This is a genomic window from Amycolatopsis sp. NPDC034160 (genome assembly GCF_055575355.1).
The window spans coordinates 23743-49521 of the sequence record NZ_JBVISU010000006.1; the positions used below are offsets into that span (position 1 = coordinate 23743).

Sequence of the window (25779 nt, forward strand, 5' to 3'; positions counted from 1 at the left end):
TACTTGAGGAGGCCGTCGTGGGATTCCCCGACCGCATCGAACGCACCGTCGAGATCGCCCACCCGCCCGCGAAGGTCTGGGCCGCGCTGACCACGGCCGAAGGACTCGGCACCTGGTTCGGGAACCAGGCGAGCATCGACCTGCGCCCCGGCGGCGACGCCGAGATGAAGTGGGACAACGGACACAAGGCGAACATGCGCGTGGAGCGCATCGAAGAGCCGGAGATCTTCGGTTTCACCTGGCAGATCTACGGCCTGCCCGACGACGACCCCCGCCGCACCTACGTCGAGTTCACCCTGGAACCGGTCGGCGCGGGCACTCGGCTCACGGTCGTCGAGAGCGGCTTCTCCCAGCTTCCGGACGAAACCCATCGTGTCGCATTCGAAGGGAACACGAAGGGGTGGGCGGCCGAGCTGGGCGAACTGATCGAATACCTCGATGCCGCCTGACAACGAAGCGATCGCCGAACAGGTCTTCGTCGCCTTGGCCGACCCGAGCAGACGGAGCATTCTCGCCACCCTCGCCTCGGGCGGCCCGGCCACGGCGACCGACCTCGCCGAGCGGCTGCCCATCACCCGGCAGGCCATCGCCAAGCATCTCGCGCTGCTCACCGACGCCGGTCTGGTGACCCCGGAGCAGGGCGAACGGCGGCGCGTGCGCTACCGGCTGCGGTCGGCCCCGATGCAGGTCGCCCAGCAGTTCTTGGCGGCGCTGGCCCGTGACTGGGACGGCCCGCTCTCGGCTTTGAAAAACCATCTGGAGGGAACATCATGAGCTTTACCACGAGTTTCACCGTCGACCAGACGCCACAGCAGGTCTTCGACGCCTTCACCGACGTCCGCGGCTGGTGGTCGGAAGAGATCGTCCACGACGGCGACGAGTTCGAGTATCACTACGAAGAACTCCACCGCTGCCGCGTGCGGATCACGGAATCCGTGCCGGGACGCAAGGTCTCGTGGCTGGTCCTCGAAAACCACTTCGACTTCACCCGTGACGAGACGGAATGGGTCGGCACCACGATCACGTTCGAGATCACCGAGACCGGCGGCAAGACCGAAGCGCGTTTCACCCACCACGGTCTGGTCCCGGAGTACGAATGCTTCGACGTCTGCCACAAGGCGTGGACGTTCTACGTCGGCACCAGCCTGCGGGAGCTGATCACCACCGGCGAGGGGCAGCCGAACCGGCAAAGCGTCCTGCCCGCGGAGCTGGCGCGATGAACGTCGTCTCTCCGGCGGAGTGGGAAGAAGCGCGCCTTCGCCTGCTGGTGAAGGAAAAGGAGCTGACCCGGGCACGCGACGCGCTCGCCGCCGAGCGACGGCGGATGCCGTGGGCCGCGGTCGAGAAGCCGTACGAGTTCGAGGGGCCGTCGGGGAAGGCGAGCCTGCTCGACCTGTTCGAGGGACGACGGCAGTTGATCGTCTACCGGGCGTTCTTCGATCCCGGTGTGGAGGGTTTTCCCGACCACGCTTGCAAAGGCTGCTCGCTGGTGGCCGATCAGGTCGCGCACGTCGCCCACCTGAACGCCCGCGACACCACCTTGGCCTTCGTATCACGCGGATCGCAACCGGACCTCGCGCGGATGAAGGCGCGGATGGGCTGGACGATGCCGTGGTACACGATCACCGGTGACTTCGACGTCGATTTCGGCGTCGACCAATGGCACGGCACCAACGCCTTCATCCGCGAAGGTGATCAGGTGTTCCGGACGTACTTCGTCAACAACCGCGGGGACGAGGCGCTGGGCAGCACCTGGAGCTACCTCGACATCACCGCGCTGGGACGGCAGGAGGAGTGGGAGGACTCGCCGGAGGGCTACCCGCAGACCCCGCCGTACGAGTGGTGGAACTGGCACGACGCCTACGAGGATGCCGCGCCTCCCAGTGGCTGCTGCTCGTGAGCACAGCGGTGACGTCGCGAAGTCGCCAGTCACCGGTCGCCCGCTCCGGCTAGCTTACTGCCATGACAGCGAGCAGCCTCCAGATCGTCCAGAACGCGTGGAAGGCCTTCGGCACCTACGCCCCCGAACGCATAGCGGCGGTGTTCACCGAGGACGCGGAGTGGGTGGCGCCGCCGGGCAACGCCACCGCGGTCGCGCTGGGCGGGTCGAGTCACTTGGTCGGCAGGGCGGCGATCGTCCAGTTCCTCGCCGAGGACTTCCGGACGGTGTTCGTCTCGGACGTGGCCGTCGAGTTCCGGGGTTTCCACGCGGACGGCGACACCGTGGTCGTCGAGGAGACCATGACCGCGAAACTGGCGGACGGGAGCAGGTACGGCAACGACTACTGCTTCGTGTTCGAACTGCGTCAGGGCGCGATCCACCGCGTACGCGAGTACATGGACACCGCGAAAGGACATCGGCAGCTGGGAGGAGTCGCGGCTGATTCGTGAGCTAGGGTCCGGCTGGTGGAGAGTCTGTTCCTGACCCGCGTGCTGGGCGCGCTGCGTTCCGGTGGCGACGAGGCGCTATTCGTCCAGGACGGCCTTGTTACCGGCTATGGGCAGGCGCTCGAATTGGTACACCGGTTGTCCGCGGGGCTGCCCGAGGGCGGGGTGGTCGCCATCGACGCCGGTAACCGGCCGGAAACCGTTCTCCTGCAGATCGCCGCGCAGCTACGGGGTTCGACCGTCCTGCTCGTCGCCGCTTCGGCGAGCTTGCCGGATCGCCTGGCCGCGGTCGAGGCGGCCGGGGTCACCACCCTGGTGACCGAGCGGCCGTCGGGCTGGCCCGCCGACGACGTGCGGGTGATCGGGCTCGGCGAACTGATGGACCGCGACGGTACCGAGCCGACCGGGCTGCCGGGTTCGGTCACCGTCATCTTTCCCACCGGAGGTACCACCGGTGCGCCGAAACTCATCCGGCACAGCGGGATCTACGACGGGATGGCCCATATCTTCGCGCCGGATCCGGCGGGGCCGGGACGCACGCTGCTGATCGCGCCGATGACGCATATGACCGGGAACGCCACCGTGCTGGGTGCGATCCTGCGCCGGGAGAGTGTGGTGCTGCTGCGCGGATTCGACGCGGGCGCCGTACTGGACGCGATCGCGGAACACCGGATCACCACGGTGTCCCTCACTCCCGCGCGGCTGGCCGCGGTACTCGACCATCCGGCCATGACGTCGACCGATGTCAGCAGCGTGCGGCAGCTTTCGCTGGGCGCCGCACCGCTTTCGCCACGGCGGCTGGCCCAGGCGCTCGACGCGTTCGGGCCCGTGGTCGGGCAGGGCTACGGGCTCACCGAAGCACCGATGATCGCGAGCATTTCCGCGGCGGAGCTCGACGGGCGGCCGGAGCGGCTCGAATCCGTGGGCCGGATCGTGCCGGGTATGGAGGCCCGGCTCGACGACGGCGAGGTACTGGTGCGCGGACTGTCCATGATGGACGGTTACCACGGTTTGGCACCGATCGGCGACGGATGGCTGCGGACTGGCGATCTCGGGCGGTTCGACGACGACGGGTACCTCTACCTGCTGGATCGGGCGAACGACGTCATCATCACCGGCGAGCACGGCACGAAGGTGTACTCGACCGTGGTCGAGAACGCGCTGGCACGGCATCCGCTCATCCGTTCCGTGGCCGTGTTCGGCGTCCCGGGCGAAGAGGGTGAGGGTGAGCGGGTCCATGCCGTGGTCGTGCCGGTTACTTCAGGAGCGCTGTCGGCCACCGAAATCCGGGCGCACGCCAGGGAGTTCTTCGGACGCGAACATTTCGTTCCGTCCGATGTGGACTTCGCCGACACGCTGCCGCTGACCGCGATCGGGAAGGTCGACAAGCGGGCGCTGCGGGCACCGTTCTGGACCGGGCACGGCCGCCGCATCGCCTGAGCACAGTGCTCGTCACTCGGCCGGGTGAGGGCGCTGCTGGTCGGCTGATCCGGTGCTACGGTCCGCCTGATCAGGCAAGATCGATCAGGAAGGACCCGGTGATGACCGCCGCGCACACCGAACACGCCGGCCATACGCACGCCCACGGCGAAGGCTGCGGCCACGTCGCCGTACCCCACGGCGACCACGTCGACTACGTCCACGACGGGCATCTGCACCGGCCTCACGACGGGCACTACGACGAGTGCGAGCGCGGCGGCCACGTCCCGCATCAGGGCCACGACCACGCCCACGGCGAGGGCTGCGGTCACGTCGCCGTGCCGCACGGCGACCACGTCGACTACCTGCACGACGGCCACCGGCACGCCGCGCACGGGGACCACTACGACGACCACTGACGCGCGCGTGTCATGAGGGGCCCACATAAGACGAATTTCGTCCTATGGGGACCCCTCATGACACTTCAGTGGACGTGCACCGCTTCCCACTCCGGAAACGGATCCACCCCACCCAGAGCGTCCACAGTGGACAAGCAAGACCGAAGCGTGTCCAGCAGAGCGTCCTTCTCCAGCCCCACCCCGATGAACACGAGTTCCTGCCGCGGCGCGTCCTCGACACCCTGCGGCTCGAACCGGGCGACCGACCCGGCCTGCGACCACAGCCCGGTCACGCCGGGCCGCGACGCCAGGGAGAAGAAACCCTTCGACCGCAGGACCGTCCCGTACTCGCCGGAATCGAGCCGCTCGACGAAGTCCCACAGCCGTTCCGGGTCGAACGCCCGCCCAGCGCGGAAGACCACGCTGGAGATCCCGTATTCCTCGGTCTCCGGGACGTGGTCACCGTTGAGTTCGGCGACCCAGCCGGGAGCTTCCTGCGCCCGCTCGACGTCGTAACGGCCGGTGCCGAGCAGCCGATCGAGCGGAACCCGGCCGTGTGTCGAGACGACCACTTCGGCGGCGGGGTTCAGTCGTCGCAGCGCCGCTGTCAGCCGTTCGAGGGACGAGGCCGGGACGAGATCCGCCTTGTTCAGCAGGAGCACGTCCGCGAATTCGATCTGGTCCATCAGCAGATCGCTGACCGTCCGCTCGTCGCCCTCGTACTGGTCCAGTTCGCGGTCGACCAGCGCGTCGCCCGAAGCCAGCTCCCGCTCGAAGTTCACCGCGTCGACCACGGTCACCATCGTGTCGAGGCGCGCCGAGTCCAGCAGGGTGGCGCCGTCCTCGCGGGCGAACGAGAACGTCGCCGCCACGGGCATCGGCTCGGAGATGCCGCTCGATTCGATGAGCAGGTAGTCGAACCGGCTGTCCTCGCAGAGCCGCGAGACCTCTTCCAGCAGGTCGTCGCGGAGGGTGCAGCAGATGCATCCGTTGGTCATCTCGACGAGCCGTTCCTCGGTGCGGGACAGGCTGTTCCCGTCCCGCACCAGCGCGGCGTCGATGTTGACCTCGCTCATGTCGTTCACGATCACCGCCACCCGCAACCCGTCGCGGTTGGCGAGGACGTGGTTGAGCACGGTCGTCTTGCCCGCGCCGAGGAAGCCGGACAGCACCGTGACCGGCGTCGTCACTTCCCACCTTCATGGAAATGCTTCATGAGCTTGCGCGGCACCAGCTTCGTTTCACCGTTCACCTTGATCGGCACCAGATCCGGCACGGCCGCCTTCCACTGCGAGCGCCGGGACCGGGTGTTGCTGCGCGACATCTTCCGCTTCGGGACCGCCATTACTTCGCACCTCCACGGCGGCCGTAGCGGCGGTGGAACTTCTCGACCTGGCCCGCGCTGTCCATGATCCGCTGGTTGCCGGTCCAGAACGGGTGCGACCACGAGCTGATCTCGACGTTCACCACCGGATAGGTGTTGCCGTCGCTCCACTCGATGGTCTGGTCGGAGGTGGCGGTGGATCGCGTCAGGAAGGCGTCCCCGGTGGAGAGGTCCTTGAACACCACCGGGTGATAGTCGGGGTGGATGCCTGGTTTCACTGCGTTTCGTCCTTTCGGTTCGACACGTTCACGTCGTGCTTCTCGGGGTCGGTTTCCGTGTCTTCACACGGTTCTTCGTGCCACTCGCCGAACGGGTCCGGGTAGCGGAGCCATTCCTCCTCGCCGGCGGCGAGTTCCTCGTCGGTCAGCAGCGCCCCGCGCAGGGCGGCCTCGACCTCGTCGGGCGTGGCTTGATCGGTGACGACGACGAGTTCCTGCGCGCGATCGCCGAACTGCGGGTCCCAGCGCAGTGAGGCGAGCGTGCGGCGTTCGGGGGAGACGTCGGCCCAGTCCGGTCCCTCGGCGGCGGCGAGCCACGGCCCGGCGTGTCCGATCCCGAGTCCACCGCCCGCGGACTCGATCCACAGCGCCATATCCGGCTGGCTCGCCACCCAGAGCCGGCCCCGGCTCCGGACGACGCCGTCGAGCAGGACGTCGATCGCGTCGTGGAGCCGCTCCGGGTGGAACGGGCGCTGGGCGGTGAAGGTGAGCAGCCCGATCCCGCAGTCGGTGTGCACCGGCGGCTCGCCGTTCAGCAGCGGGCCGTGCATGTCGGTGACCTCGCCGCGCCGGGCTCCGGCGGGGACGGCGTCGAGCACGGTCTTCCCGTCCACCGCGGGCAATTCGATCCTGGGGATCGACGGCGCGACCCGGTCGAGCACGGCCGACGCCTTCGCCGCGGACCAGGCGTCGGTCGCCGCTCCGGCGAGCACGAGCAGATCGGCGAACTCGACCTGGGACAGCGCGACCTGGGCGACCGTGCGCTCGTCTTCGGGGCTGGCCTGCAGGTTCCGTTCGGCCAGCGTCTCGTCACCGGTGGTGTCGGAAAGCCAGTTCGCGCGGTCGACGACGGTGAGCACGGCCTTCAGGTCGACGTCCTCGATCACCGGCCGGTCGCCGACGAGGACGTTCCGCAGCGCCCAGCTGACCGGTTCGGGCTCCATGGCCTCGTCGAGCCGGACCACGATGCGCCGCACCTGCGGCATTTCCGCGAGCTTGCGCAGCAGTGGCAGCAGATCTTCGCGCAGCGTGCACGACACGCAGCCGTGCGCCAGTTCGAGGATCGTCACCTGATCGCGATCGCCCAGCAGGATCCGCCGCTTGACCACTCCGGAATGAATCTGCCTCAGGTCGTGGTGCACGACGGCGGTACCGGGCTCGGCCAGGCGCAGCCGCTCGGCGAGGTCGGCGTTCGGTCCCGGTGCGAGGCCACTGATCAGGACGAGGGGCACGCGGGGGTTGTCGGTCACTGAAGCTCCGGGGCGTCGAGGGCGATCTGGTTCGGCTGTGTAGAGTAAATGAAAACGACAACCGATATCAACTTGGGAGGGTGTATGTCCGCCGTGTGCCAGGTCACCGGCCGCAAACCCGGCTACGGGAAGCAGGTGTCGCACTCGCATCGCCGCACGTCCCGGCGCTGGGAGCCGAACTTGCAGACCAAGCGGTACTTCGTGCCCAGCGAAGGGCGCTGGGTCCGGCTGCGGGTCTCGGTGAAGGGCATGAAGACCATCGACAAGCGGGGGATCGAGGCCGTCGTCGCCGAACTCCGCACGAAAGGGGTGAAGCTCTGATGGCCAAGAGCACCGACATCCGGCCGATCATCAAGCTCCGCTCGACCGCGGGCACCGGCTACACCTACGTCACGAAGAAGAACCGCCGCAACAACCCGGACCGCATGGTGCTGCGCAAATACGACCCGGTCGCGCGCAAGCACGTCGAGTTCAAGGAGGAGCGCTGATGGCCAAGAAGTCCAAGATCGCCAAGAACGAGCAGCGCAAGGTGATCGCCGCCCGCTATGTCGAGCGGCGGCGTGAGCTGAAGGCCATCATCGCCTCGCCGTCCGCTTCGCCGGAGGAGAAGGCGGCCGCGGTCTCGGCGCTGCAGGCGATGCCGCGCGACGCCAGTGCGACCCGGATCCGCAATCGCGACACCGCCGACGGCCGTCCGCGCGGCTACCTGCGGAAATTCGGGCTCTCCCGGGTCCGGATGCGGCAGATGGCGCACAGCGGCGAACTGCCCGGCGTCACGAAGTCGAGTTGGTGAGGGCGATGGCACGACCGACGCGGGACCGCCCCCTCAAGCGCAAGACGAACCTGCTGCACGCCAACAAGATCACCCAGGTCGACTGGAAGGACGTCGACCTGCTGCGGAAGTTCATCTCCGACCGGGGCAAGATCCGCGCCCGCCGGGTCACCGGACTGACGCCGCAGCAGCAGAAACAGGTCGCGACGGCGATCAAGAACGCCCGTGAGATGGCGTTGCTTCCCTATCCCAACGCGGGCCGCTGAGGCCTGGTGTCCGGGCGGTGTGCACGCACCGCCCGGACCGCGGCTCCTGTGGGAGAATCGGCGCCATGACGGAGAACCCCGGGCAGCCCGAGGAATTCGATCCCGAACTGCTGGCGCTGTGGGCGAAGGTGTTCGGCTTCGCCCGATCGGGGGCGACGGCGGATCTCGCCGCGTACGTCGACGCGGGCGTCTCGGCGAATCTGACCAACGACCGGGGTGACACGCTGGTCATGCTCGCCGCCTACCACGGTCACGCCGAGACCGTCGCGGCGTTGCTGGAGCGCGGCGCCGATCCGAACCGGGAGAACGACCGCGGCCAGAGCCCGCTCGCCGGCGCGGTCTTCAAGAACGAGCCCGACGTGGTGAAGGCGCTCCTCGCGGGCGGTGCGGACCCGGCGGCGGGGGAGCCGTCCGCGATCGACGCGGCCAAGATGTTCGGGAACACCGAGCTGCTCGCGCTGCTCCAGGGCTGAGGCGGTGCTCACTCGGATCGCGGTCCAGGCCACTGAATCCTTACACTGCCCCGCATGGATGACCCGCATTACCTCTCCGGCCTCGACCTGGCCGGCCGTCGTGTCGTGATGATCGGTGGCGGGACGGTCGCCCAGCGCCGCCTGCCGCGGTTGATCGGCGCCGGCGCGCGGGTCGAACTGGTTTCGCCGCATACGACGCCGTCGGTGAGCGCCATGGCCGACGCGGGCGAGATCGTCTGGCACGAGCGCCGCTACACCGAAGGCGACCTCGCCGACGCCTGGTACGCGCTGGCGTGTACGAACGACCCCGAGGTCAACGCCGCCGTCTGCGCCGAGGCCGAACGCGCCCGCGTGTTCTGTGTTCGCGCCGACGACGGAGACCTCGGCAGCGCGGTCACCCCCGCCTCGGGCAGGCACGGCGGACTGCTGGTCGGCGTGCTCTCCGGCGGTGAGCCGCTGCGGTCGGCCACCGTGCGGGACAGCATCCTCGACGGACTCCGGGACGGCACCGTCGCGGACGGCCGCGTGCCGGAGGCCAACGGTGACCTCCCCGGCGTCGCGCTGGTCGGCGGCGGCCCCGGCGATCCGGAACTGATCACCGTCCGCGGCCGTCGTCTTCTCGCCAGGGCCGACGTCGTCGTCGCCGACCGGCTCGCCCCGCGCGAACTGCTCGACGAACTCTCGCCCCACGTCGAGATCGTCGACGCCGCGAAGATTCCGTACGGCCGCGCCGCCAGTCAGGACGTGATCAACTCCACGCTGATCGACCGGGCCAAGGCGGGCAAGTTCGTCGTGCGGCTCAAGGGCGGCGACCCGTACCTGTTCGGCCGCGGCTTCGAAGAGGTGCTCGCCTGCGCCGAAGCGGGCATCCCGGTGACGATGGTCCCCGGCATCACGAGCGCGTTCTCCGTGCCCGCCGCCGCGGACGTCCCGGTGACCCACCGCGGGGTCGCCCACGAGGTCGTGGTGGTGTCCGGGCACGTCGCGCCGGACGACGAGAAGTCGCTGGTCGACTGGGATCTGCTGGCGAAGATGCGCGGCACGATCGTGCTGATGATGGGCGTCGAACGTCTTCCGCTGTTCGCGAAGGCGCTCCTGGAGGGGCGGCCCGGCGACACGCCGGTCGCGATCGTCGAGGACGGCACGATGCGCACGCAGCGGGTTCTTCGCTCCACTTTGGACAGTGTGGTCGAAGACGCCGCCGCGGCCGGCGTGCGGCCGCCCGCGGTGATCGTCTTCGGCCCGGTGGCGGGGCTGGCTCAGCCTTCCTGATCCCAGGCCGACATGTAGAACCAGTCGGCCCCGTCGTCACCCGGGACGTCGAAGTCGTGCGCCCGGAGCAGGCCGGCCCGGAGAGCCACTCGCTGCGAAGCGACGTTCTCCGGCCGGACGCGGGCGATCACGAGGTCGTCCGGCCGGTGGGTGCGCGCCCAGTCCACCGCCGCCGTGGCGGCCTCACTGGCGTACCCGGCGCCCCAGGCCGACGGGAAGAGTCGATAGAAGAGGTTCAAGACCGGGTTGCGCTGGAACCCGACGATCTTGACCCCGCAGAAGCCCAGGGTTTCCGGTGAATCCTGGCGCCGGATCGTCCAGTACCCGAAGCCGTACCGGTCCCACTGATGCGACCAGCGGAGCAGCAACAGCTCCGCCTCCTTGCGCGTTTTCACCAGGTCCGAGGGATTGTGCGCGCAGGCCTCCGGATCGGTGTGGAGGGCGAAGACCGCGTCGAGGTCCTCGCGGGCGGGACGGCGAAGGAGTAACCGTTCCGTCCGCATTTCCTCCGCGCCCGTGTCCCGGGTCGGCGCCGGCTCAACGGTCATGGCAGCGGGCGGAGAAGTCGGCGATGGCCTCGGTCAGGCGGGTCGGGTCCAAACGCAGTTCGACCGGGCTCCTCGCCTGGACGAATTCGGCGGCCGGCATGTCCGCGGCCAGCGTGTCGGCGTCGCCGAAGGGGTGGATCGGGTCGCGTTCGTGCCCGATCACCAGCGCTGGGGTCTCGATCTTCCGCCGGATCGACTTGGGCGGCGCGATCCGGCCGAAGAGCACGCCGTGCAGGAGCGCGGCCATCGGCGCGGGCTGCTGGGACAGCGTGTCGGTGACCACGTCGACCCACTGGTTGCCGTGCGGGACGAGTTTCGCCGCCAGCGCCACACCCTGCACGGTGACCGGCAGGAACCGGGCCGCCATGAGCAGGGGCGTGAAGGTGATCAGCCCGGCGACGATCGCGTTGTCCAGCACCGGCATTTCGACGACCAGGCCGAGCGCGCGTTCGGGCGCGGCGACCCCCACTTCGAGCGCGACGTTGGCGCCCAGCGACGTCCCGCCGACGACCGCGGAGTCGATCTCCAGATGGTCGAGCAGCGCGACGGTCTGCTCCGCGAACGCGGGCATCGAGTACAGCCACGATTCGGTGGGCCGGTCCGAGTCGCCGTGACCGAGCAGGTCCAGGGTCACCGTCCGGAACCCGGCGCGCGCCAGCTTGCGGGCGAGCGGGGCGTGCATCCGCCTGGTCAGCATGATGCCGTGGGTGAGCACGACCACCCGGTCGCCGGAGCCGAACTCGGTGTAGGCGAGCCGGTGGCCTTCATGGGTGAAGGATCCCGACAGCTCGATGGGCCGGGAAGAGCGTTCCCTCTCCCGTCCGGGGATCAATGCGGGCAGGTCGGCGACCGCGGTGGCACTGCTGGCCGGGCTCATATCCCACCGTCCTTCGTCGATCATCGTGTACTCGCCGGTAGTACTCGGTGGTACCAGGAAAGCATCTCGGGCCCCCTTGGGCACAGTGGCCGTTGGCAGCCGGTCAATCTCATGAGTCAAGATGACCCTATGACCGCTACAGCTGACAGTCTTCCCGATCTCGTTTCGCTCAAGGTGGAGATCGACGGGCACGTCGCCGAAGTAACCTTGCTCGGCCCGTCCAAGGGCAACGCGATGGGGCCCGACTTCTGGCGCGAACTGCCGATCGTCTTCCGCGCGCTCGACGCGGATCCGCAGGTCAGGGCGGTCGTGCTGACCGGCAGCGGCAAGCACTTCTCCTACGGGCTCGACCTGCCCGCGATGATGCCCAGCTGGGGCGAAATGCTCGGCGGCGACGCGCTCGCCGGACCGCGGTCGAAGTTCCTCGACGAGGTCAAGACCCTCCAGGCGAGTGTTTCCTCGATCGCCGAATGCCGCAAACCGGTCATCGCGGCCGTTTCCGGCTGGTGCATCGGCGGCGGTGTCGACGTGATCGCGGCCGCCGACGTCCGGCTGGCGAGCGCGGACGCGAAGTTCAGCGTGCGCGAGGTCAAGGTCGCGATCGTGGCCGACCTCGGCAGCCTGCAGCGGCTCGCGCCGATCATCGGGGAGGGGCACCTGCGCGAACTGGCCCTGACCGGTAAGGACGTCGACGCCGCCCGCGCGGAGAAGATCGGCCTGGTCAACGACGTCTACACGGACCAGGAGACGCTGCTGGCCGAGGCTCGGAAAATGGCGCAGGAGATCGCCGCCAACCCGCCGCTGGTCGTACAGGGCACCAAGAACGTCCTTTCGGCCAACACCGAACGCCAGGTCGCCGACGGCCTGCGCTACGTCTCGGCCTGGAACGCGGCGTTCCTGCCCAGCAAGGACCTCGGCGAGGCCGTGCAGGCCTTCCTCGAGCGGCGCGCGCCCGAGTTCAAGGGAGAGTAGAAAGAACCCGCGGCCACCCGGCGGACCAGGAGGACGAACGTGAGCGCTTCGGAGGCATATCGCACGTTCCGCGAGGCGCGGGACTACCTGCAGACCCATCGCGAGGACTACGAAACCGCTTATCGCGACTTCACCTGGCCCCGGCCCCCCGAGTTCAACTGGGCGCTGGACTGGTTCGACGTCGTCGCGGCCGATCCGGCCAATCAGGACCGGTACGCGCTGTGGATCGTCGAAGAGGACGGCGCCGAGAACCGCTGGACCTACCCGGAGATGGCCCGCCGGTCGAACCAGGTCGCGAACTGGCTGCGCTCACTCGGCGTCCGCCGGGGAGACAGGCTGATCCTGATGCTCGGCAACCAGGGCGAACTGTGGCAGACCATCCTCGCCGCGATCAAACTGGGCGCGGTCGTCATCCCGGCCTCGACCCTGCTCGGCCCGGCGGACCTCACCGACCGGGTCGAGCGGGGCGCGGCGAAACACGTGGTGATCCGCTCCGCCGACGCGCACAAGTTCGAGAACGTCGCCGGGGACTACACGCGGATCGCCGTGGGTGAGCGCGTCGAGGGCTGGCAGTCCTTTGTGGACGCCTACGAACAGTCGGACGGGTTCACCCCGGACGGGCCGACCGCGGCGGACGACCCGCTGCTGCTGTACTTCACCTCGGGCACGACCGCGAAGCCGAAACTGGTGCAGCACACGCAGGTCTCGTATCCGATCGGTCATCTGTCCACCATGTACTGGATCGGGCTCGAACCGGGCGACGTCCACCTCAACATCTCCTCGCCGGGCTGGGCGAAACACGCGTGGAGCAACGTCTTCGCGCCGTGGAACGCCGAGGCGACGGTGTTCCTGTACAACTACGCGCGGTTCGACGCGGTTTCCCTGATGGCGCAGATGGAACGCTGTGGTATCACCAGTTTCTGTGCCCCGCCCACGGTGTGGCGGATGCTGATCCAGGCGGACCTGTCCGTCCTGAAGACCCCGCCGAGCAAGGTCGTCGGCGCCGGGGAACCGCTCAATCCCGAGGTGATCGATCAGGTTGAAAAGGCTTGGGGCGTCACGATTCGCGACGGTTTCGGGCAGACCGAGAGCAGCGTCCAGATCGCCAACACCCCCGGACAAGAGGTCGTGCCGGGGTCGATGGGCCGCCCGCTGCCCGGCTTCACCGTCGCGCTCGTCGACCCGGTCACCGGCGAACGCGCGCAAGAGGGCGAGATCTGTCTCGACCTGGACAAGCGCCCCGTCGGGCTGATGACCGGATACGCGGACGATGACGAGCGTTCCGCCGCGGCCTTCGCGAACGGCTTCTACCACACCGGCGACGTCGGCTCGATCGACGAACGTGGCTACATCACGTATGTGGGCCGGACCGACGACGTCTTCAAGGCGTCGGACTACCGGATCTCGCCGTTCGAACTGGAGAGCGTCCTGCTGGAACACGAAGCCGTCGCCGAGGCGGCCGTGGTCCCCGCGCCCGACCCGATCCGGCTCGCGGTGCCGAAGGCGTACGTCGTCCTCACTGACGGGCACGAGCCGACCGCCGAGACCGCGGTGTCCATCCTGGCCTTCTGCCGGGAGCATCTCGCGCCATACAAGCGGATCCGGCGGCTGGAGTTCGCGGAGCTGCCGAAGACGATCTCCGGCAAGATCCGGCGGGTCGAACTGCGGGGCCGCGAGACCGACGCCGGTGAACGGCCGGCGGGGGAGTTCCGCGAAGAGGACTTCCCGCAACTGAAGGCTTGAGCGCCGCGGCACGCGATCAGTCCTCTGCTCGCGTGCCGCGCGGCCGTGTGGGTCGAACGAACCACAACACGACAGCTGAAGACGCGTTAGCCTCCCGGGTAGTGAATCGTTGACATCCCGTGGGGGTCACGGGACTCACCTTCCCTGCCTTGAAAGGTGTTCCTGTCATGCGCATTCGTCTTCTCCTGCCGATGCTCGCCCTCGTGGCCGGGCTCGGTACCGCGATGGCCGCTCCGGCCGCCGCCGATCCAGGCCCGGTGCCGTCGGGCGACGTGGCCGCCGCCGACGCCTGTTACACCTGGGGCCGCACCCTGTCCGAGGGGGCGTCCGGTGCCGACGTCCGGCAGTTGCAGATCCGTGTGGCCGGCTACCCCGGCTACGGCGGCGTGCTGGCCATCGACGGCGAGTTCGGCGCGGGTACCAAGGCCGCGGTCACCCGGTTCCAGCAGGCGTACGGGCTGGGCGCGGACGGCATCGCCGGGCAGGCCACCTTCGCGAAGATCTACGAGTTGCAGGACAACGACTGCACGCCCATCAACTTCACTTACGCCGAAATGAACCGGTGCAACTCGGACTGGTCGGGCGGCAACGTCCCGGCCGCGACGGCGAAGGCCAACGCGCTGGTGTCGATGTGGAAGCTGCAGGCGATGCGGCACGCTATGGGTGACCGGCCGATCGACGTCAACGGCGGTTTCCGCAGCGTCGCCTGCAACAACGCGGTCGGCGGGGCGACGAACAGCCGCCACCTCTACGGGGACGCGGTCGACCTCGGCGCGGGATCACAGGGCTTCTGCGGGCTGGCGAAGCAGGCCCGCAACCACGGGTTCAGTGAGATCCTCGGCCCGGGCTACCCCGGGCACAACGATCACACGCATGTGGCGCACCGGTCCAGCCGGTTCTGGTCGGCGTCCTCCTGCGGGATCTGATCCCGTCACTCCCAACGCCAGAGCGAAGGCGGCCGTCCTCCTTTCGGGAGGGCGGCCGCGTGCTCGGTGGTCCGGCGCAACCCGGGTACCCGCTCCATGATCCGGCCCAGATTGGCCGGATAGGGGCGGTCCCCGGTCAGCGCTTCGGTCACGTCGAGGGCTTGCGCCGTGGTGAAGGTCGGGCCCAGCAGCCCGGCGGTGAAAGCGACGTCCCGCCACAGCCGGTCGGCCAGCAGCGGACGGCAGTCCGCCACGATCCGGTCGTGGTCGAACGCCAGCGGCGGTACCGCGTCCAGCGGGGTCCACACCACGTTCCCGGGCACGTCGAGCGCGGGATCCGTGGTGGCCCACAGTGCGATGGAGAGGGTCGGGCCGCGCGGGTCTCGATTCGGCTCGTCGAAGGTGACGAGCTGGCCCGTCGCCGAGAGCGCGTCCGGCGGCAGCCCGAGTTTGGTGACCGCCGCCCGGCCCGCGGCGGCCCTCAGCCGCTCCCCGAGCCCGAGGAGCACCCCGGGCAGGGCGAGTTCCCCTTCGAACGGCTCGGCGGCGCGCGGCGCGATTCCCAGCAGGACGGTCCGCGCGCCGGGGTCGAACCGCACCACCAGCACGTCGACGGACACCGGAGTCGACTCGATCACGCGTAGATTGTCGACCTTGCCTCCGTGACCCGGTAACCGGCCCTGTCCGGGCCGTACCCGGTGACGGCCACCGGCAGCCGCGCGCCGAACCAGGCCAGTGGATCCGGCAGGTCGACGACGGGGGAGCCGGGGCCGTCCACGACACACAGCCCGGTCGCGTCGAGGTGGGTCACCGCGAACGCGTCCACGCCTTCGCAGGCCGCGATCGCGTAGTCCAGCAATGCCGCGTCGAGATGCCCCGCCCGCCACGCACCCTGGTACTCCCCGGTGCCGTTGTGCGCCTCGGGAAAGCGGGCGAGGACGGAAGCGGATTCGGTGGGAAGCGGTCCCGCGCCGTGCCGGGTGAGATACGTCCGCGTCACGCCCAGCACAGTGTGCGGACGCCCGCCCAGCAGCGCGCGGGCGTTGTGCGGGGTGGTGGTGGACCACGTCGTATGCGGAGGGAATCCGTGGTGCTGATCGAGGAGAACCCCCTGCGCTCCCTCGAAGACCACGCGGCCGCTGTCGGCGAGCCGTCCCGTTTCGTCCCCGCCGGTGATCCGTACGGCGTCCGCGAAATCGCGGTACAGGGCCACCAATTCGCCCACCCCATGCGGCGGGGTGGCCAACGGCGCGTAGAACCGGGCGAGCGCGTCGAGCTTGCGCCGCAGCACCGCCGGGTGGGCGCAGTCGGCGACCGTGGGCGCTTCACCCGGTGTCCCGATCACCTCCTGGTTCTCCACCCGATCACCCCGAGCCGCCCCGGACAGCAACGAGTACCAAACGGTCTCGCCGATGCCTTTTCCGCACGAGCCATGCCGTTTCGCGCCGCGGGCGTCCTCCCGCGCCCGGTTGGCGTGAATGTGGAACGGGGTGGTCAGCAGCGCTCTTCCGTCGACGCTCAGCAACGAGAGCGGATCCCCGACACCGACGGTTTCGAGCTGCCGGGCTTCGGCGGCCAGCGCGAACGGTTCGACCAGGACGAAGCGCGACAAATGGGTGGGCACGCCCGCGAACGTGCCCGCCCCGAACTGGCTGAACGTGTGATGCCGTCCGTTCTCGACGACGTTGTGCGCGGCTTGCGCGCCGCCGTTGAACCGGACGACGGCGGTGGTGGGCCGGTCGGCGCAGAGCGCGTCGACCACGGCCCCCTTGCCTTCGTCGCCGAAACCCAGCCCGACCACCACCACGTGCCCGTCCAGGAGGCTCATCGCAGCACCACGTGGTCCGGACCGCCAGGCTCGGGCACCGCCGAGGTGACGATCGTCCGGCTTCCGAGCTTCGCCAGTGCCTTGCCGACAGCCGCGCTTTCGGCGGCCGAGCCGACGTCCGCGAGGTCGGCGAGCGCCCGGTCGACGTCGACGACCTGTTCCTCTACCCCGATCGTGGCCGCGATCAGCTCGCACACCGCGCCGGGGTCGTCGAGTTTGAGGAAGTTCTGGCCGAGCAGACCGCTCCAGTGCTCGCCGATCTCCGGGTCGTTGTAGTACGAAGACTGGTTCGGCAGCACGAAGTAGACGTGCCACTTGCGGGCGAGCTCCCGGTACACCGACGCGGGATCGATGTCCTCCCGCACGTCGTCACCGATCACCCGGCGGAGGTGGCGCGCCTGGAGCGCGGGCTTGTTCAGCTCGTCACCGATGAGGAACAAGTAGCCCTTTCGGCCGCGCTTCTGCCACGCGTCGGTGATTACGTGCCGTGCCATGAAATAAGCGGCCAGTTCGTAGGACTCGCTCTTCTGCCCGCCGCCGCCGCCTTCGAGGAAGATCGTGCGCAGCTGCTCGTCCATCCGGTTGTCCGATTCGAACTGCCCGACCTGCAACGGCACCCGATCGCTGTCCGCGTCGCCGATCGCGCCGAACAGGACCTGCGGATCGGCCAGATAACCGCGGCGCTTCAGCAAGCCGTGCAGTTTGCCGAGCTTGCCCTGCATGACCCGCGGTACCCGGCGCATCGAGCCGGTGACGTCGAACAGCACCGCGATCGGCGTCGAATCGGCGTGGTCGGCCGAATCCCGGCATTCCCGGACGGCGTTCAGCGGATCGAGCGCGGGCGCGACCTTCCACTCTTTCGCGGGCTTGGAGCGGAGATCGGCGGTGTAGCCGAAATCGTCCTCGCCCTTGGCCGCGCGGAAGGTTTTCGCGGCGGCGTAGGCGTTGTCGTCCCAGTGTCCGTGTCCCATGGTCAGGCTCCTGTCTCGGGGATGATGAAGGGGCGGAAGGTGCGGGGGCCGTACAGCTCGCCGATCAGGTCGTCGTATTCGTCGAGCAGATCGACGGCGTCGGGCCGTTGCCCCGGCGTTTCTTGGGTGCACCATGTGGCGAACTCGCGTTGGCGGGTTTCTCCGGGCGCCAGCAGGGAAAGCATCAGCTTGTGGAGCATGTGCACGTCGGTGGCCGCGGTCATCGGCAGTCCTTTGTGGACTTCGGGTGGACAGTCGACCGAGTTGTCCGCCGCCAGCGGGAGCGCACCGTCTTCGACGGCGAAGGACCAGCCGATCAGGACGATGCCGTGCCGTTCGGGATGGACCAGCACGTTGTCCGCGGTCAGATGGCCATGGACGACGCCCGCGCGGTGCGCTCCCGCCACCGCGCGCAGCAGCCGCCGGTGCATCCAGGCGTAGTCGCGGCCGTCGAGGCCGTCCGGGAAGGCCTTCCCGACGTCGGCGAGGGTGATGAACCCGTCGATGAGTGGCTCGAGGACGCTGAACGCCCGCTCGCCCCGTGCCACCGGGCCCGAGGTGTCGAGCAGCCGCGGGTAGTAGGGGCGCAGCCACCGGTGACGTTCGGTGAAGGCGTCGAGTGTGCGCAACGCCGCCCACTCGGCGTGGATCAGCGGATTCAGCGCCGGGTTGCGGACGAGTTTGACCAGATGAGGGCCGGTGGTGCGGTACGTCGTCGCGACACTGCCCACCGCGTGCGGGCGAGTGAGGGCGTAGGCCGACGTCGCCGTGGTGACCGTCTGGCCGCGGCCGCGTTTCCAGTCGTCGTAAAGGCGATTGAGGGTCGCGGCCGCCTTGTGGGCGCATGAGTCGCCGGGATTCCGGTCGGGGTGCAGCGCGGCCGCCAGCGCGCGGTAGTGGCGGTGAGCGAGCCGCGGGTCGGTGTCGAACAGAGCCGCCGCTTCGGCCGCGTTCTCGATCTCCGTTACGGCTTCGTCCCTGGTGAACATAGTTTGAGTCTAGACGACTCTTACTCCGTGTGACAAGGGGACGAGGAAGAAGATCTTGTCGGCATAAATCCTGTGTCGGCCCGCTCCGGACGTGCTTACCCTGGAGCGACCGTGCGGGGGTGATCGGTGGTATTCCAGGAACAGTCCCGGAACAGCGAGCGAAACTGGGCCGTGGCGGGCTTGGTCGTCCTCGGAGTCGTGCTGGGGTTCCTCGCGGCCTTCGTCGGCCGGTGGGCCGCGGAGGAGCTGGGTGGAACCCACGCCGTGCGCGCGGTGGTCAGCGAGTCGGACTCCACGATCACCGAAGCCGAGCACGGTCCGCGCACCACCTACGAGGTCCGGGCGATCACCGAAGGCCGTCGCGTGATCGAACTGCCGGTAGGCGGGGAATTCCGCCGCGGGGAGCCCGTGGTCGCCCGGCTTTCCTCGCTGACGGGCCGGGTGCTGTCCGTGCGCGGCGTGACCGCCGAGGTGGATGTCCAGCACGCCTGGGAGAAGACCGTCGCGATGTCACTGGGCGGCCTGCTCCTGGTGTTCGGCGTCGTGGTCGGGTGGCAGGTACGCCGGCCGCTGTCGTCACCGCTGGGGAGGTTCCGGGCGATCCCGTCGTTCCTGGCCGGTGTCGCCTTGGCCGCGTTCGTCGTGCTGACGCCGATCGGCTTCGGCAAGACGGGGTATGACCCGACGGGACGACCAGACCTGGAGATGTGGAGGTACGGGCATGACGTCGGGGATCCACCGCCGGTCGCGCGAGGGGGGACCCTCGCGGCCGGGGACCTGTCTCTGCGCGTGACCGGAATCCTGCCGGATCCTCCGGAAGGGGCTCCGGCCTGGCTGAGCGATTTCCGGGTCCTCACGCTTCGGATCGAGGCGACCGGGCTGGGCGACACCCCGCTGAAGCTGTCCGCCGACGCGCACGGCGAGCCGCGGCGCGTCGAAGGCTGCGCGGGCGCTCCGGGCGCTTTCGACGGCACCAAGGGGTTGATCTGTTTCGTGGTCCCGCCCGGCTACCGGCCTGGCTACCTTCTCGTCGGGGAGCGCGACCACGAACAGTGGCTGACGCTGTAGCGGAGAAAGGAAGGCTGTGCCGAGGAAAGCCTGGATTCTGCCGCGAGTGTTGCTGGGCAGTCTCCCGTTCTTCGTCCTGTTCGGCGCCGTCTGGTGGTTCGTCGGCGACGACGTGCGCGCCTTGAGCACCGGCCAAGACGTCGCGGTCATCGAAATCTCGGGGTGCACCTCGGAGGGATCCGCGGTGAACGGTCAGACTCCCTACTGCAAGGGGAAATGGCGGTTCGCCGATGGCCGCATCGGCGGTGGCCGGGTGCTGGGCGGCAAGACCGCCGAAGGTGACACGATCTTCGTCGGGGACGGGTTCGCTTACCAGTCGAGATCGCCGCTGATCTGGAGCGTTTCGGCGGGCGGCGCGGTCGGGCTCTTCATGCTGACCATCGTCGTGGTGGTCGGCGTGGCCTACCGGCGCGAGAACCGACGGCGGGACGGCCGGTCAAAGGCGACGAGTCCGTGAAGGCCTCCTTCCCTACTCTCAAGGTAGGGAAGGAGGCCTTCACGCGGATCGTCCCTTGTGGACAGGCGGGCCGTCCGAGGCTCAGGATCGGGTCGCTTCGATCTGCCGCTCGTCCTCGGTGGAGCAGTTCGTCACCGGATCGTTCGGCCCGCTCCCGCAGGTCCACGCGCCGATCACCACCGGTCCGGGCCCCTGCGGCGAGTTGGCTTCGGCGGGCGTCAACTTGCCGAAGTAGTCCGTGAGCACCTGTGTCGCTTCGGCACAATCGGTTTTCCCACGGGCGACGACCTTGTTCTTCGCGCCCTGGAATCCGGTGATCTCACCGCACGGCGTTCCGGCGAGCGCCTGCTCGGCGGCGGGAGCGGGGGAGGGCGACGCCGGCGCGGACGGCGGGGCCGGATCGGCCCCGCAGCCGCTCAGCAGGACGACGGCGACCGCTGCGGGGAGTACGGAGAGGCTCTTCATGGGCCCTTCTTCTCGGGGACGGTTCATTCGACGGGGACGACGGCGGCGAACACGTTCTGCTCGCCTTTGCTGCAACTGGTGCCGCCTTGCGCGGCCGGGGCGCCGGAAACGCACAGCCAGCCGTCGACGGTCTCGCTGACCGGCTCGTCCGAGCCCGCGGACTGGCGTCCGGCGATCCTCTTGTGGAACGAACCCACGATCCCGGTCGCGTTCGCGCACGAAACCCCCGGCCCGTTGAGGACCTGCAGGGTCAGCCCGTTCGCCGCGGTGACCGTGCCGCACGAACCCTGTACCGGTTCAGCGGGTTTCGGCTGAGGGGCGGGATTCGGGGCAGCGGACGGAGTCGGCGCGGTCTGCGACGGGATCGGCGGCAGCGAAGCGCTGGACGTGCTCGAAAGCGCCGTGGCGGGAGGAGCCGGCGCGGAGGTGACAGGCGGTGGCGGGCCTTCGCCCGAACAGGCGGCGAGTGTTCCGGCGGCGACACAGGCCGCGATCAGGCGCCGCCACGTTCCCGTGGTCGTCGAGACGGGCAAGGCGATCCTTTCGTCGGCCGGTCGTGGCCGGCCCATTCTCACTCGGCCGGACCCGATGTCTTGGCATTGAGCCACGTTCGATGCGCGGCAGGTTATCGCGCCGTCGGCGCGGCGGTACGCGAGGACCGCATGTTAACTGTCCACTATGGACAATTAACATGCCGTTCACGGCGCGACAACACACCGCTGTCGTCGCGAATCGATCGGACGAATCCGGGACGGGACCGTTAACGCCCGCCCCTGTTCTGCCGAAAAGACAAGTAAGCGCTCCGGCGTGTCCCAGTCCCCGTCACCCGAAACCGTGAGAGCGATGAAGACCGACGAACAGAACGATCCCGTGTCATTCGAGGCCACCGCACCGGCGAGCGCGGAGTCGCCCCCCACGGCGCCGTGCACCGTCGTCTGGTGCGGCGGCCGCCCGTACGTCCTCGAGAGTTCCACCGGGCACACCCGCTGGATGGGTACCGACCACCGGGGCAGGCCCGTGGCGCTGACCAGCGCCGACCTGCGACGCCGCGGCTGGAGCCACACCCGGGCCAGCTGACGCCGGAGGACCTGCCGTCGCTGGATAGGCTGCGCTGGTGAGTACGCCCCCAGAACCGAGCGTGACCAGCGAAGAACCTTCTTTGCTGCGGCAGGCCCTGAACGTTCCCAACATGCTTTCCCTCCTCCGGCTCGCCGGGGTGCCGGTCTTCCTGTGGCTGCTCCTCGGCCCGAAGGAGGACGGCTGGGCGCTCGCGCTGCTCGTGTTCAGCGCGCTCACCGACTGGCTCGACGGCAAGCTCGCCCGCTGGCTCAACCAGATGTCGCGGCTCGGCCAGCTGCTCGACCCCGCCGCCGACCGGCTCTACATCCTCGCGACGCTCGTCGCCTTCCTGATCCGCGACATCGTCCCGTGGTGGCTGGTGGTCCCGCTCGTCGTCCGTGAGGCCGTACTGGGCGTGTGCGTGCTGCTCCTGCGCCACCGCGGGTTCGCCCCGCCGGAGGTCACCTACATCGGCAAGGGCGCCACCTTCGTGCTGATGTACGCCTTCCCGTTCCTGCTGCTCACCCAGGGCGGATCCGACATCGCCGCGATCGCCCGCCCGATCGGCTACGCCTTCACGGCCTGGGGCGCGGTGCTGTACGTCTATTCAGGCGTGTTGTACGTCGTACAGACGGTGCGGGCGCTGCGGCCGGCCTAGCTTGCGGGAGGCGCCGGGCGCGTGGCCGGGCGGGATGCGAAACTTCGCGCGTCGGTTTCGAGTGAGGGCACCAGAAAGGGGAGCGGCGTTGTCCACTCCAGAAGAACTGCGCTACACCGAAGAGCACGAGTGGGTCTCCGTGCGCGACGGAGGGCTCGTGCGCGTGGGCATCACGGAGTACGCGCAGGACCAGCTCGGTGACGTGGTGTTCGTCGAGCTGCCAGAGGTCGGCAAGCAGGTCGGCGCGGGTGACGCGTTCGGCGAGGTCGAATCGACGAAGAGCGTTTCGGAGCTGTTCGCCCCGCTCGATGGCGAGGTGGTCGCGGTCAACGACGCGGTGACCGAGTCGCCCGAACTGATCAACAGCGACCCCTACGGCGAGGGCTGGCTGATCGAGCTTCGCCTCGACGACGCGAGCACGGTGGATTCCCTGCTCGAGGCCGAGGCGTACCAGGCACTGATCAAGGAATAGCCGCAGGCCGCGGCCGTCCGCTCCGGGTAGGGGGAGCCGCGGACCGGAGATTCGATCAGGCACGGTACGTTTGTCCTCTACACGTTCTTGAGTAGTGGCAACACACATGCGTTAGGAGAGCTCAGGTGAGCACGAACGACGGGCCCGGCGTTCCCCCGGAGCAGTCTCCGGAGCGGACTTCTGTCTTCCGGGCCGACTTCCTGGCCGACGTCGAAGGCACTGAGGCTCCTCCGGCTGCCGAGGCCCCTGTCCAGGGTGTGGACGCGCTGCCCGCGGGTTCCGCCCTGCTGGTCGTCAAGCGGGGCCCGAACGCGGGTTCGCGCTTCCTGCTGGACCGCGACACCACCAGTGCGGGACGGCATCCGGACAGCGACATCTTCCTCGACGACGTCACGGTCTCCCGGCGGCACGCCGAGTTCCGCCGCGAGGGTGGCGAGTTCGTCGTCATCGACGTCGGCAGCCTCAACGGCACCTACGTCAACCGCGAGCCGGTCGACCAGGCCGTCCTCGCCGGTGGCGACGAGGTACAGATCGGCAAGTTCCGCCTGGTCTTCCTGACCGGCCCGGGTCACGGGGGCCAGGGGGCACAGTGACGGCGGCCGGGCGGCCTGATCGGGATGCGTCGCAGCGCGATGGGTTGAGCATCGGGGCCGTGCTGGCACAGCTGCGCGGCGACTTCCCCGATGTCACCATCTCCAAGATCCGGTTCCTCGAGGCCGAGGGTCTGGTCCAGCCGGGCCGGACCCCGTCCGGGTACCGGCAGTTCGCTCCGGCGGACGTGGAGCGCTTGCGGTTCGTCCTGTCCGCCCAGCGGGATCACTACCTTCCGCTGAAGGTCATCAAGGAACAGCTGGACGCGGCGGATCAGGGTGCCGCGCCGTCGGCGGTGGGGCCCAAACCGCCGCGGAAACTCGTTTCGCTCGAAGCCCCGGGGGAGAACGGTGGACTGCCGTCCCCCGGGGATTTCGAGACCGATCGCGAGCTGAGGCTGACCGAGGAAGATCTGCTCCGTCAGGCCGGCATCGACGCCGCCACCCTGGCTGAGCTGCGGCAATACGGTCTCGTTCGCCCGGGAGCGGCGGGGTTCTTCGACCCCGACGCGGTCCTTGTGGCGAAGACCGTGAAGGCGATGACCGAATTCGGTATCGAGCCGAGACATCTGCGTGCCTTCCGGGCCGCGGCCGATCGCGAGGTCGGCCTGCTGGAGCAGATCGTGACCCCGGTGTATCGGCACCGTGACGAGGACGCGCAAGCGAGGGGCGACGAGGTCGTCCGCGAGCTCGCCGCGCTGACCGTGGCGTTGCATACGCTCTTGGTGAAGGCCGGAATACGGGCCGTCACGGGCGGCTGAACGGTTCCGGGGGACCGAAACCGTTGTGAGGTCACTTGTCAATGACTGAATGTTCGGCACCCTATGCCGTACCGTGAGAGTCGGGTTTGCCGCGAGCGAACCGAGAATGTCTGGACAGCGAGCACAGCGCTCGGAAGACGGGTAGCGTCGGGATTGCCGTCGCTTGATCGTCGAGACAAGCGTTGCAGCCCGTGCGCACGAGAGGGAGGCGAAGCCCGATGAGCGAGATGCGCGTCGTCGGCGTGCGGGTGGAGTTACCCGCGAATCAGCCGATCTTGTTGCTGCGGGAAACCGAAGGCGAGCGCTACCTGCCGATCTGGATCGGCTCGGTCGAGGCCACCGCCATCGCCTTGGAGCAGCAGGGAGTCCGCCCGGCCCGTCCGCTCACCCATGACCTGCTCAAGGAGGTCATCGGAGCGTTGGGCCGAGAGCTGGAGCAGGTCGTCATCACCGACCTGAAGGAAGGCACGTTCTTCGCGGAACTGGTCTTCGACGGGGATATCCGGGTTTCGGCGCGACCGAGCGATTCGGTGGCGCTGGCGCTGCGGGTGGGGGTCCCGATCCACGCCGTGGACGCGGTGCTGGAGGAAGCGGGCCTCATCATCCCCGACGAGCAGGAGGACGAGGTCGAGAAGTTCCGCGAGTTCCTCGACTCGGTGTCGCCGGAGGACTTCCGCGGCGCGGATACGTAATGCGTTTCGTGAGTGGTAATGACGGTTCTAACCGTCATTACCACTCACGACTCAGGCCGCGGTCGCCCGCGTGAACAGGTCCGCCAGTTCCCGTCCGTACCGCTCCAGGTCCAGGTTCCGGTCCGCCGCGAACTTCGCGGCGACGCCGTCGATGGCCTGCGCGATCGACAGCGCCATCACGTCCGGCGCGAAGTCGCCGAAAGCGCCTTCCCGCTGACCCTGCCTTAGCTGGCGTTCGAGCCGGCCGGTGCGGAACTCTTCGACGATCGGCGCCGACATGAACCAGCCCTCCGCGTCGGATCCGCTCGAAGCCATCTCGACCATGACCCGCACTAGTTCCGGGTACGAGCCGAGGAACGTGATCTCCGACTCGATGTAGCCGCGCAGCAACCCGGCCCGGTCGGTCGTGCCCTGGGTCCGCTCTTCGAGGAACTTGTCCTTCATCCCGGTCGCGGTGGTGACCACGGCCTGCATCAGGCCGGCCTTGTTGGTGAAGTGGTAGGAGATGATCCGGGTGCTGGACAGCCCGGCCCGCTCCTTGATCTTCGCGAACGACGTCTTGTGGTACCCGAGCTCGGCGATCGTCGCGATCGTGGCGCTGATGATCTGAGCTCGTCGCGCGGCCTCCGTGACCGACAGCCCGAGTTCTGCCTGCACCTCTTGGAGGGCACTTTGCGTGGACGATGTTACTTGCATGAGTAAAAATTAACACGACTGAGTAAAAGTGACAAGCCTGCGGCCGTTCGGGGGACCATTCCCGGCAAGTCTCAAGAAGAGCTTGAGGCCGACCGCGCGTCGCGTTGACCGCTTTGACGGACACGCTTACCGTCAATGGAGGTAAATCGCCAAGGTGTGATTCGGAT

The 25779-nt window shown here is 68.7% G+C and carries 37 protein-coding genes; 24 read left to right on the plus strand and 13 right to left on the minus strand.

Going from position 1 to position 25779, the window contains the following annotated elements:
* The first annotated feature begins 17 nt into the window (after positions 1-17).
* The 7 genes from ACZ54P_RS15115 (at position 18) to ACZ54P_RS15145 (ending at position 4226) form a co-directional block, all read left to right on the plus strand.
* The gene (locus ACZ54P_RS15115) at positions 18-449 is read left to right on the plus strand and encodes an SRPBCC domain-containing protein (protein ID WP_465462125.1); all 432 of its coding nucleotides are present in this window, start codon (positions 18-20) and stop codon (positions 447-449) included.
* Complete coding sequence (locus tag ACZ54P_RS15120) at positions 439-774, plus strand: ArsR/SmtB family transcription factor (RefSeq protein ID WP_465462126.1); 336 nt, start codon at positions 439-441, stop codon at positions 772-774. Before ACZ54P_RS15115 ends, ACZ54P_RS15120 begins: the two co-directional genes overlap by 11 nt.
* Positions 771-1220: an SRPBCC domain-containing protein gene (locus ACZ54P_RS15125; RefSeq protein WP_465462127.1), complete on the plus strand. Its 450-nt coding sequence runs from the start codon at positions 771-773 to the stop codon at positions 1218-1220. Before ACZ54P_RS15120 ends, ACZ54P_RS15125 begins: the two co-directional genes overlap by 4 nt.
* Positions 1217-1900 carry a DUF899 domain-containing protein gene (locus tag ACZ54P_RS15130; RefSeq protein ID WP_465462128.1) on the plus strand — a complete coding sequence of 228 codons (684 nt, stop codon included), beginning with the start codon at positions 1217-1219 and terminating at the stop codon, positions 1898-1900. The genes ACZ54P_RS15125 and ACZ54P_RS15130 overlap by 4 nt, the downstream gene beginning before the upstream one ends.
* A 62-nt stretch (positions 1901-1962) precedes the next feature.
* On the plus strand, positions 1963-2391 hold the full coding sequence (locus tag ACZ54P_RS15135) for a nuclear transport factor 2 family protein (RefSeq protein WP_465462129.1): 429 nt from the start codon (positions 1963-1965) through the stop codon (positions 2389-2391).
* A 15-nt stretch (positions 2392-2406) separates the two neighbouring features.
* Positions 2407-3828: an AMP-binding protein gene (locus ACZ54P_RS15140; RefSeq protein ID WP_465462130.1), complete on the plus strand. Its 1422-nt coding sequence runs from the start codon at positions 2407-2409 to the stop codon at positions 3826-3828.
* Positions 3829-3929: 101 nt separating this feature from the next.
* Entirely contained in the window at positions 3930-4226 is a 297-nt protein-coding gene (locus ACZ54P_RS15145; protein WP_465462131.1) for a hypothetical protein, read from the plus strand.
* 65 nt (positions 4227-4291) lie between these two features.
* Here ACZ54P_RS15145 and ACZ54P_RS15150 read toward each other — a convergent pair whose 3' ends face one another.
* From ACZ54P_RS15150 to mrf, 4 genes are read right to left on the minus strand one after another with little or no spacing between them, the layout of a single operon-like run.
* Positions 4292-5395, minus strand: coding sequence for a GTP-binding protein (locus ACZ54P_RS15150; RefSeq protein WP_465462132.1), 1104 nt, complete (start codon positions 5393-5395; stop codon positions 4292-4294).
* Complete coding sequence (gene rpmF, locus ACZ54P_RS15155) at positions 5392-5550, minus strand: 50S ribosomal protein L32 (protein WP_016334054.1); 159 nt, start codon at positions 5548-5550, stop codon at positions 5392-5394. The genes ACZ54P_RS15150 and rpmF overlap by 4 nt, the downstream gene beginning before the upstream one ends.
* A complete protein-coding gene (locus ACZ54P_RS15160) occupies positions 5550-5807 on the minus strand; it encodes a type B 50S ribosomal protein L31 (protein ID WP_465462133.1) in 258 nt (85 codons plus the stop codon). Before ACZ54P_RS15160 ends, rpmF begins: the two co-directional genes overlap by 1 nt.
* On the minus strand, positions 5804-7057 hold the full coding sequence (gene mrf, locus ACZ54P_RS15165) for a ribosome hibernation factor-recruiting GTPase MRF (RefSeq protein ID WP_465462134.1): 1254 nt from the start codon (positions 7055-7057) through the stop codon (positions 5804-5806). Before mrf ends, ACZ54P_RS15160 begins: the two co-directional genes overlap by 4 nt.
* Before the next feature lie 84 nt (positions 7058-7141).
* On the opposite strand from mrf, the gene rpmB reads away from it, so the two are divergent.
* From rpmB to cobA, 6 genes are all read left to right on the plus strand, one after another.
* Positions 7142-7378 (plus strand): 50S ribosomal protein L28, encoded by a 237-nt coding sequence (rpmB, locus tag ACZ54P_RS15170; protein ID WP_465462135.1) that lies wholly within the window; start codon positions 7142-7144, stop codon positions 7376-7378.
* A complete protein-coding gene (gene rpmG, locus ACZ54P_RS15175) occupies positions 7378-7545 on the plus strand; it encodes a 50S ribosomal protein L33 (protein ID WP_116205050.1) in 168 nt (55 codons plus the stop codon). The genes rpmB and rpmG overlap by 1 nt, the downstream gene beginning before the upstream one ends.
* Positions 7545-7850, plus strand: a complete 306-nt coding sequence (gene rpsN, locus ACZ54P_RS15180; RefSeq protein WP_465462136.1) for a 30S ribosomal protein S14 — start codon at positions 7545-7547, stop codon at positions 7848-7850. The genes rpmG and rpsN overlap by 1 nt, the downstream gene beginning before the upstream one ends.
* Before the next feature lie 5 nt (positions 7851-7855).
* Positions 7856-8095, plus strand: coding sequence for a 30S ribosomal protein S18 (rpsR, locus tag ACZ54P_RS15185; protein ID WP_465462137.1), 240 nt, complete (start codon positions 7856-7858; stop codon positions 8093-8095).
* A 65-nt stretch (positions 8096-8160) separates the two neighbouring features.
* Positions 8161-8568 carry an ankyrin repeat domain-containing protein gene (locus ACZ54P_RS15190; RefSeq protein ID WP_465462138.1) on the plus strand — a complete coding sequence of 136 codons (408 nt, stop codon included), beginning with the start codon at positions 8161-8163 and terminating at the stop codon, positions 8566-8568.
* A 54-nt stretch (positions 8569-8622) separates the two neighbouring features.
* The gene (cobA, locus tag ACZ54P_RS15195) at positions 8623-9840 is read left to right on the plus strand and encodes a uroporphyrinogen-III C-methyltransferase (protein WP_465462139.1); all 1218 of its coding nucleotides are present in this window, start codon (positions 8623-8625) and stop codon (positions 9838-9840) included.
* Here the strand turns inward: cobA and ACZ54P_RS15200 are convergent.
* Together ACZ54P_RS15200 and ACZ54P_RS15205 are read right to left on the minus strand one after the other, a co-directional pair.
* The gene (locus ACZ54P_RS15200) at positions 9828-10388 is read right to left on the minus strand and encodes a GNAT family N-acetyltransferase (RefSeq protein WP_465462140.1); all 561 of its coding nucleotides are present in this window, start codon (positions 10386-10388) and stop codon (positions 9828-9830) included. The two genes, cobA and ACZ54P_RS15200, sit on opposite strands and share 13 nt — an antisense overlap.
* The gene (locus ACZ54P_RS15205; RefSeq protein ID WP_465462344.1) at positions 10378-11265 is read right to left on the minus strand and encodes an alpha/beta fold hydrolase; all 888 of its coding nucleotides are present in this window, start codon (positions 11263-11265) and stop codon (positions 10378-10380) included. The genes ACZ54P_RS15200 and ACZ54P_RS15205 overlap by 11 nt, the downstream gene beginning before the upstream one ends.
* 129 nt (positions 11266-11394) lie before the next feature.
* On the opposite strand from ACZ54P_RS15205, the gene ACZ54P_RS15210 reads away from it, so the two are divergent.
* From ACZ54P_RS15210 to ACZ54P_RS15220, 3 genes are all read left to right on the plus strand, one after another.
* On the plus strand, positions 11395-12237 hold the full coding sequence (locus ACZ54P_RS15210) for a crotonase/enoyl-CoA hydratase family protein (protein ID WP_465462141.1): 843 nt from the start codon (positions 11395-11397) through the stop codon (positions 12235-12237).
* Positions 12238-12276: 39 nt separating this feature from the next.
* Positions 12277-13980, plus strand: coding sequence for an AMP-binding protein (locus ACZ54P_RS15215; RefSeq protein WP_465462142.1), 1704 nt, complete (start codon positions 12277-12279; stop codon positions 13978-13980).
* A gap of 167 nt (positions 13981-14147) precedes the next feature.
* Positions 14148-14906: a D-Ala-D-Ala carboxypeptidase family metallohydrolase gene (locus tag ACZ54P_RS15220; protein ID WP_465462143.1), complete on the plus strand. Its 759-nt coding sequence runs from the start codon at positions 14148-14150 to the stop codon at positions 14904-14906.
* A 5-nt stretch (positions 14907-14911) separates the two neighbouring features.
* On the opposite strand, the gene ACZ54P_RS15225 is transcribed toward ACZ54P_RS15220, so the two are convergent.
* Genes ACZ54P_RS15225 through ACZ54P_RS15240 form a run of 4 tightly spaced genes read right to left on the minus strand, consistent with a single transcriptional unit; the run spans position 14912 to position 18694 of the window.
* A complete protein-coding gene (locus ACZ54P_RS15225; protein ID WP_465462144.1) occupies positions 14912-15544 on the minus strand; it encodes an NUDIX hydrolase in 633 nt (210 codons plus the stop codon).
* Complete coding sequence (locus ACZ54P_RS15230) at positions 15541-16734, minus strand: adenylosuccinate synthetase (RefSeq protein WP_465462145.1); 1194 nt, start codon at positions 16732-16734, stop codon at positions 15541-15543. The genes ACZ54P_RS15225 and ACZ54P_RS15230 overlap by 4 nt, the downstream gene beginning before the upstream one ends.
* Entirely contained in the window at positions 16731-17705 is a 975-nt protein-coding gene (locus tag ACZ54P_RS15235) for a hypothetical protein (RefSeq protein ID WP_465462146.1), read from the minus strand. Before ACZ54P_RS15235 ends, ACZ54P_RS15230 begins: the two co-directional genes overlap by 4 nt.
* Before the next feature lie 2 nt (positions 17706-17707).
* Positions 17708-18694 (minus strand): adenylate cyclase, encoded by a 987-nt coding sequence (locus ACZ54P_RS15240; protein ID WP_465462147.1) that lies wholly within the window; start codon positions 18692-18694, stop codon positions 17708-17710.
* Positions 18695-18865: 171 nt separating this feature from the next.
* On the opposite strand from ACZ54P_RS15240, the gene ACZ54P_RS15245 reads away from it, so the two are divergent.
* A complete protein-coding gene (locus ACZ54P_RS15245; protein ID WP_465462148.1) occupies positions 18866-19762 on the plus strand; it encodes a hypothetical protein in 897 nt (298 codons plus the stop codon).
* 16 nt (positions 19763-19778) lie between these two features.
* The gene (locus ACZ54P_RS15250; protein WP_465462149.1) at positions 19779-20219 is read left to right on the plus strand and encodes a hypothetical protein; all 441 of its coding nucleotides are present in this window, start codon (positions 19779-19781) and stop codon (positions 20217-20219) included.
* An 81-nt stretch (positions 20220-20300) separates the two neighbouring features.
* Here the strand turns inward: ACZ54P_RS15250 and ACZ54P_RS15255 are convergent, their stop codons facing one another.
* Together ACZ54P_RS15255 and ACZ54P_RS15260 are read right to left on the minus strand one after the other, a co-directional pair.
* Positions 20301-20684: a hypothetical protein gene (locus tag ACZ54P_RS15255; protein WP_465462150.1), complete on the minus strand. Its 384-nt coding sequence runs from the start codon at positions 20682-20684 to the stop codon at positions 20301-20303.
* A 23-nt stretch (positions 20685-20707) separates the two neighbouring features.
* Complete coding sequence (locus tag ACZ54P_RS15260) at positions 20708-21217, minus strand: hypothetical protein (protein ID WP_465462151.1); 510 nt, start codon at positions 21215-21217, stop codon at positions 20708-20710.
* Between the two features lie 310 nt (positions 21218-21527).
* On the opposite strand from ACZ54P_RS15260, the gene ACZ54P_RS15265 reads away from it, so the two are divergent.
* The 6 genes from ACZ54P_RS15265 to ACZ54P_RS15290 all read left to right on the plus strand — a co-directional run bounded on the left by ACZ54P_RS15265 (position 21528) and on the right by ACZ54P_RS15290 (position 24916).
* Positions 21528-21761, plus strand: a complete 234-nt coding sequence (locus tag ACZ54P_RS15265) for a hypothetical protein (RefSeq protein ID WP_465462152.1) — start codon at positions 21528-21530, stop codon at positions 21759-21761.
* Positions 21762-21873: 112 nt separating this feature from the next.
* Positions 21874-22401 (plus strand): CDP-alcohol phosphatidyltransferase family protein, encoded by a 528-nt coding sequence (locus ACZ54P_RS15270; protein ID WP_465462345.1) that lies wholly within the window; start codon positions 21874-21876, stop codon positions 22399-22401.
* A gap of 88 nt (positions 22402-22489) precedes the next feature.
* A complete protein-coding gene (gene gcvH, locus ACZ54P_RS15275; protein ID WP_061989543.1) occupies positions 22490-22873 on the plus strand; it encodes a glycine cleavage system protein GcvH in 384 nt (127 codons plus the stop codon).
* Positions 22874-22998: 125 nt separating this feature from the next.
* Positions 22999-23466 (plus strand): glycogen accumulation regulator GarA, encoded by a 468-nt coding sequence (gene garA / locus ACZ54P_RS15280; RefSeq protein ID WP_037305121.1) that lies wholly within the window; start codon positions 22999-23001, stop codon positions 23464-23466.
* Positions 23463-24224: a transcriptional regulator FtsR gene (gene ftsR / locus ACZ54P_RS15285; protein WP_465462153.1), complete on the plus strand. Its 762-nt coding sequence runs from the start codon at positions 23463-23465 to the stop codon at positions 24222-24224. Before garA ends, ftsR begins: the two co-directional genes overlap by 4 nt.
* 218 nt (positions 24225-24442) lie before the next feature.
* Complete coding sequence (locus ACZ54P_RS15290) at positions 24443-24916, plus strand: bifunctional nuclease family protein (RefSeq protein WP_005150031.1); 474 nt, start codon at positions 24443-24445, stop codon at positions 24914-24916.
* A gap of 51 nt (positions 24917-24967) precedes the next feature.
* Here the strand turns inward: ACZ54P_RS15290 and ACZ54P_RS15295 are convergent, their stop codons facing one another.
* Entirely contained in the window at positions 24968-25612 is a 645-nt protein-coding gene (locus ACZ54P_RS15295) for a TetR/AcrR family transcriptional regulator (RefSeq protein WP_465462154.1), read from the minus strand.
* Between the last annotated feature and the right edge of the window lie 167 nt (positions 25613-25779).

Excerpts from the sequence above, each read along its gene's own strand:
- ACZ54P_RS15120 (WP_465462126.1), top strand. The coding sequence starts at position 439 with ATGCCGCCTGACAACGAAGCGATCGCCGAACAGGTCTTCGTCGCCTTG.
- ACZ54P_RS15125 (WP_465462127.1), top strand. The coding sequence starts at position 771 with ATGAGCTTTACCACGAGTTTCACCGTCGACCAGACGCCACAGCAGGTC.
- ACZ54P_RS15130 (WP_465462128.1), top strand. The coding sequence starts at position 1,217 with ATGAACGTCGTCTCTCCGGCGGAGTGGGAAGAAGCGCGCCTTCGCCTG.
- ACZ54P_RS15135 (WP_465462129.1), top strand. The coding sequence starts at position 1,963 with ATGACAGCGAGCAGCCTCCAGATCGTCCAGAACGCGTGGAAGGCCTTC.
- ACZ54P_RS15145 (WP_465462131.1), top strand. The coding sequence starts at position 3,930 with ATGACCGCCGCGCACACCGAACACGCCGGCCATACGCACGCCCACGGC.
- rpmF (WP_016334054.1), bottom strand. The coding sequence starts at position 5,550 with ATGGCGGTCCCGAAGCGGAAGATGTCGCGCAGCAACACCCGGTCCCGG.
- rpmB (WP_465462135.1), top strand. The coding sequence starts at position 7,142 with ATGTCCGCCGTGTGCCAGGTCACCGGCCGCAAACCCGGCTACGGGAAG.
- rpmG (WP_116205050.1), top strand. The coding sequence starts at position 7,378 with ATGGCCAAGAGCACCGACATCCGGCCGATCATCAAGCTCCGCTCGACC.
- rpsN (WP_465462136.1), top strand. The coding sequence starts at position 7,545 with ATGGCCAAGAAGTCCAAGATCGCCAAGAACGAGCAGCGCAAGGTGATC.
- rpsR (WP_465462137.1), top strand. The coding sequence starts at position 7,856 with ATGGCACGACCGACGCGGGACCGCCCCCTCAAGCGCAAGACGAACCTG.
- ACZ54P_RS15190 (WP_465462138.1), top strand. The coding sequence starts at position 8,161 with ATGACGGAGAACCCCGGGCAGCCCGAGGAATTCGATCCCGAACTGCTG.
- cobA (WP_465462139.1), top strand. The coding sequence starts at position 8,623 with ATGGATGACCCGCATTACCTCTCCGGCCTCGACCTGGCCGGCCGTCGT.
- ACZ54P_RS15200 (WP_465462140.1), bottom strand. The coding sequence starts at position 10,388 with ATGACCGTTGAGCCGGCGCCGACCCGGGACACGGGCGCGGAGGAAATG.
- ACZ54P_RS15205 (WP_465462344.1), bottom strand. The coding sequence starts at position 11,265 with ATGAGCCCGGCCAGCAGTGCCACCGCGGTCGCCGACCTGCCCGCATTG.
- ACZ54P_RS15210 (WP_465462141.1), top strand. The coding sequence starts at position 11,395 with ATGACCGCTACAGCTGACAGTCTTCCCGATCTCGTTTCGCTCAAGGTG.
- ACZ54P_RS15220 (WP_465462143.1), top strand. The coding sequence starts at position 14,148 with ATGCGCATTCGTCTTCTCCTGCCGATGCTCGCCCTCGTGGCCGGGCTC.
- ACZ54P_RS15230 (WP_465462145.1), bottom strand. The coding sequence starts at position 16,734 with ATGAGCCTCCTGGACGGGCACGTGGTGGTGGTCGGGCTGGGTTTCGGC.
- ACZ54P_RS15235 (WP_465462146.1), bottom strand. The coding sequence starts at position 17,705 with ATGGGACACGGACACTGGGACGACAACGCCTACGCCGCCGCGAAAACC.
- ACZ54P_RS15240 (WP_465462147.1), bottom strand. The coding sequence starts at position 18,694 with ATGTTCACCAGGGACGAAGCCGTAACGGAGATCGAGAACGCGGCCGAA.
- ACZ54P_RS15255 (WP_465462150.1), bottom strand. The coding sequence starts at position 20,684 with ATGAAGAGCCTCTCCGTACTCCCCGCAGCGGTCGCCGTCGTCCTGCTG.
- ACZ54P_RS15265 (WP_465462152.1), top strand. The coding sequence starts at position 21,528 with ATGAAGACCGACGAACAGAACGATCCCGTGTCATTCGAGGCCACCGCA.
- ACZ54P_RS15270 (WP_465462345.1), top strand. The coding sequence starts at position 21,874 with ATGCTTTCCCTCCTCCGGCTCGCCGGGGTGCCGGTCTTCCTGTGGCTG.
- ACZ54P_RS15290 (WP_005150031.1), top strand. The coding sequence starts at position 24,443 with ATGAGCGAGATGCGCGTCGTCGGCGTGCGGGTGGAGTTACCCGCGAAT.
- ACZ54P_RS15295 (WP_465462154.1), bottom strand. The coding sequence starts at position 25,612 with ATGCAAGTAACATCGTCCACGCAAAGTGCCCTCCAAGAGGTGCAGGCA.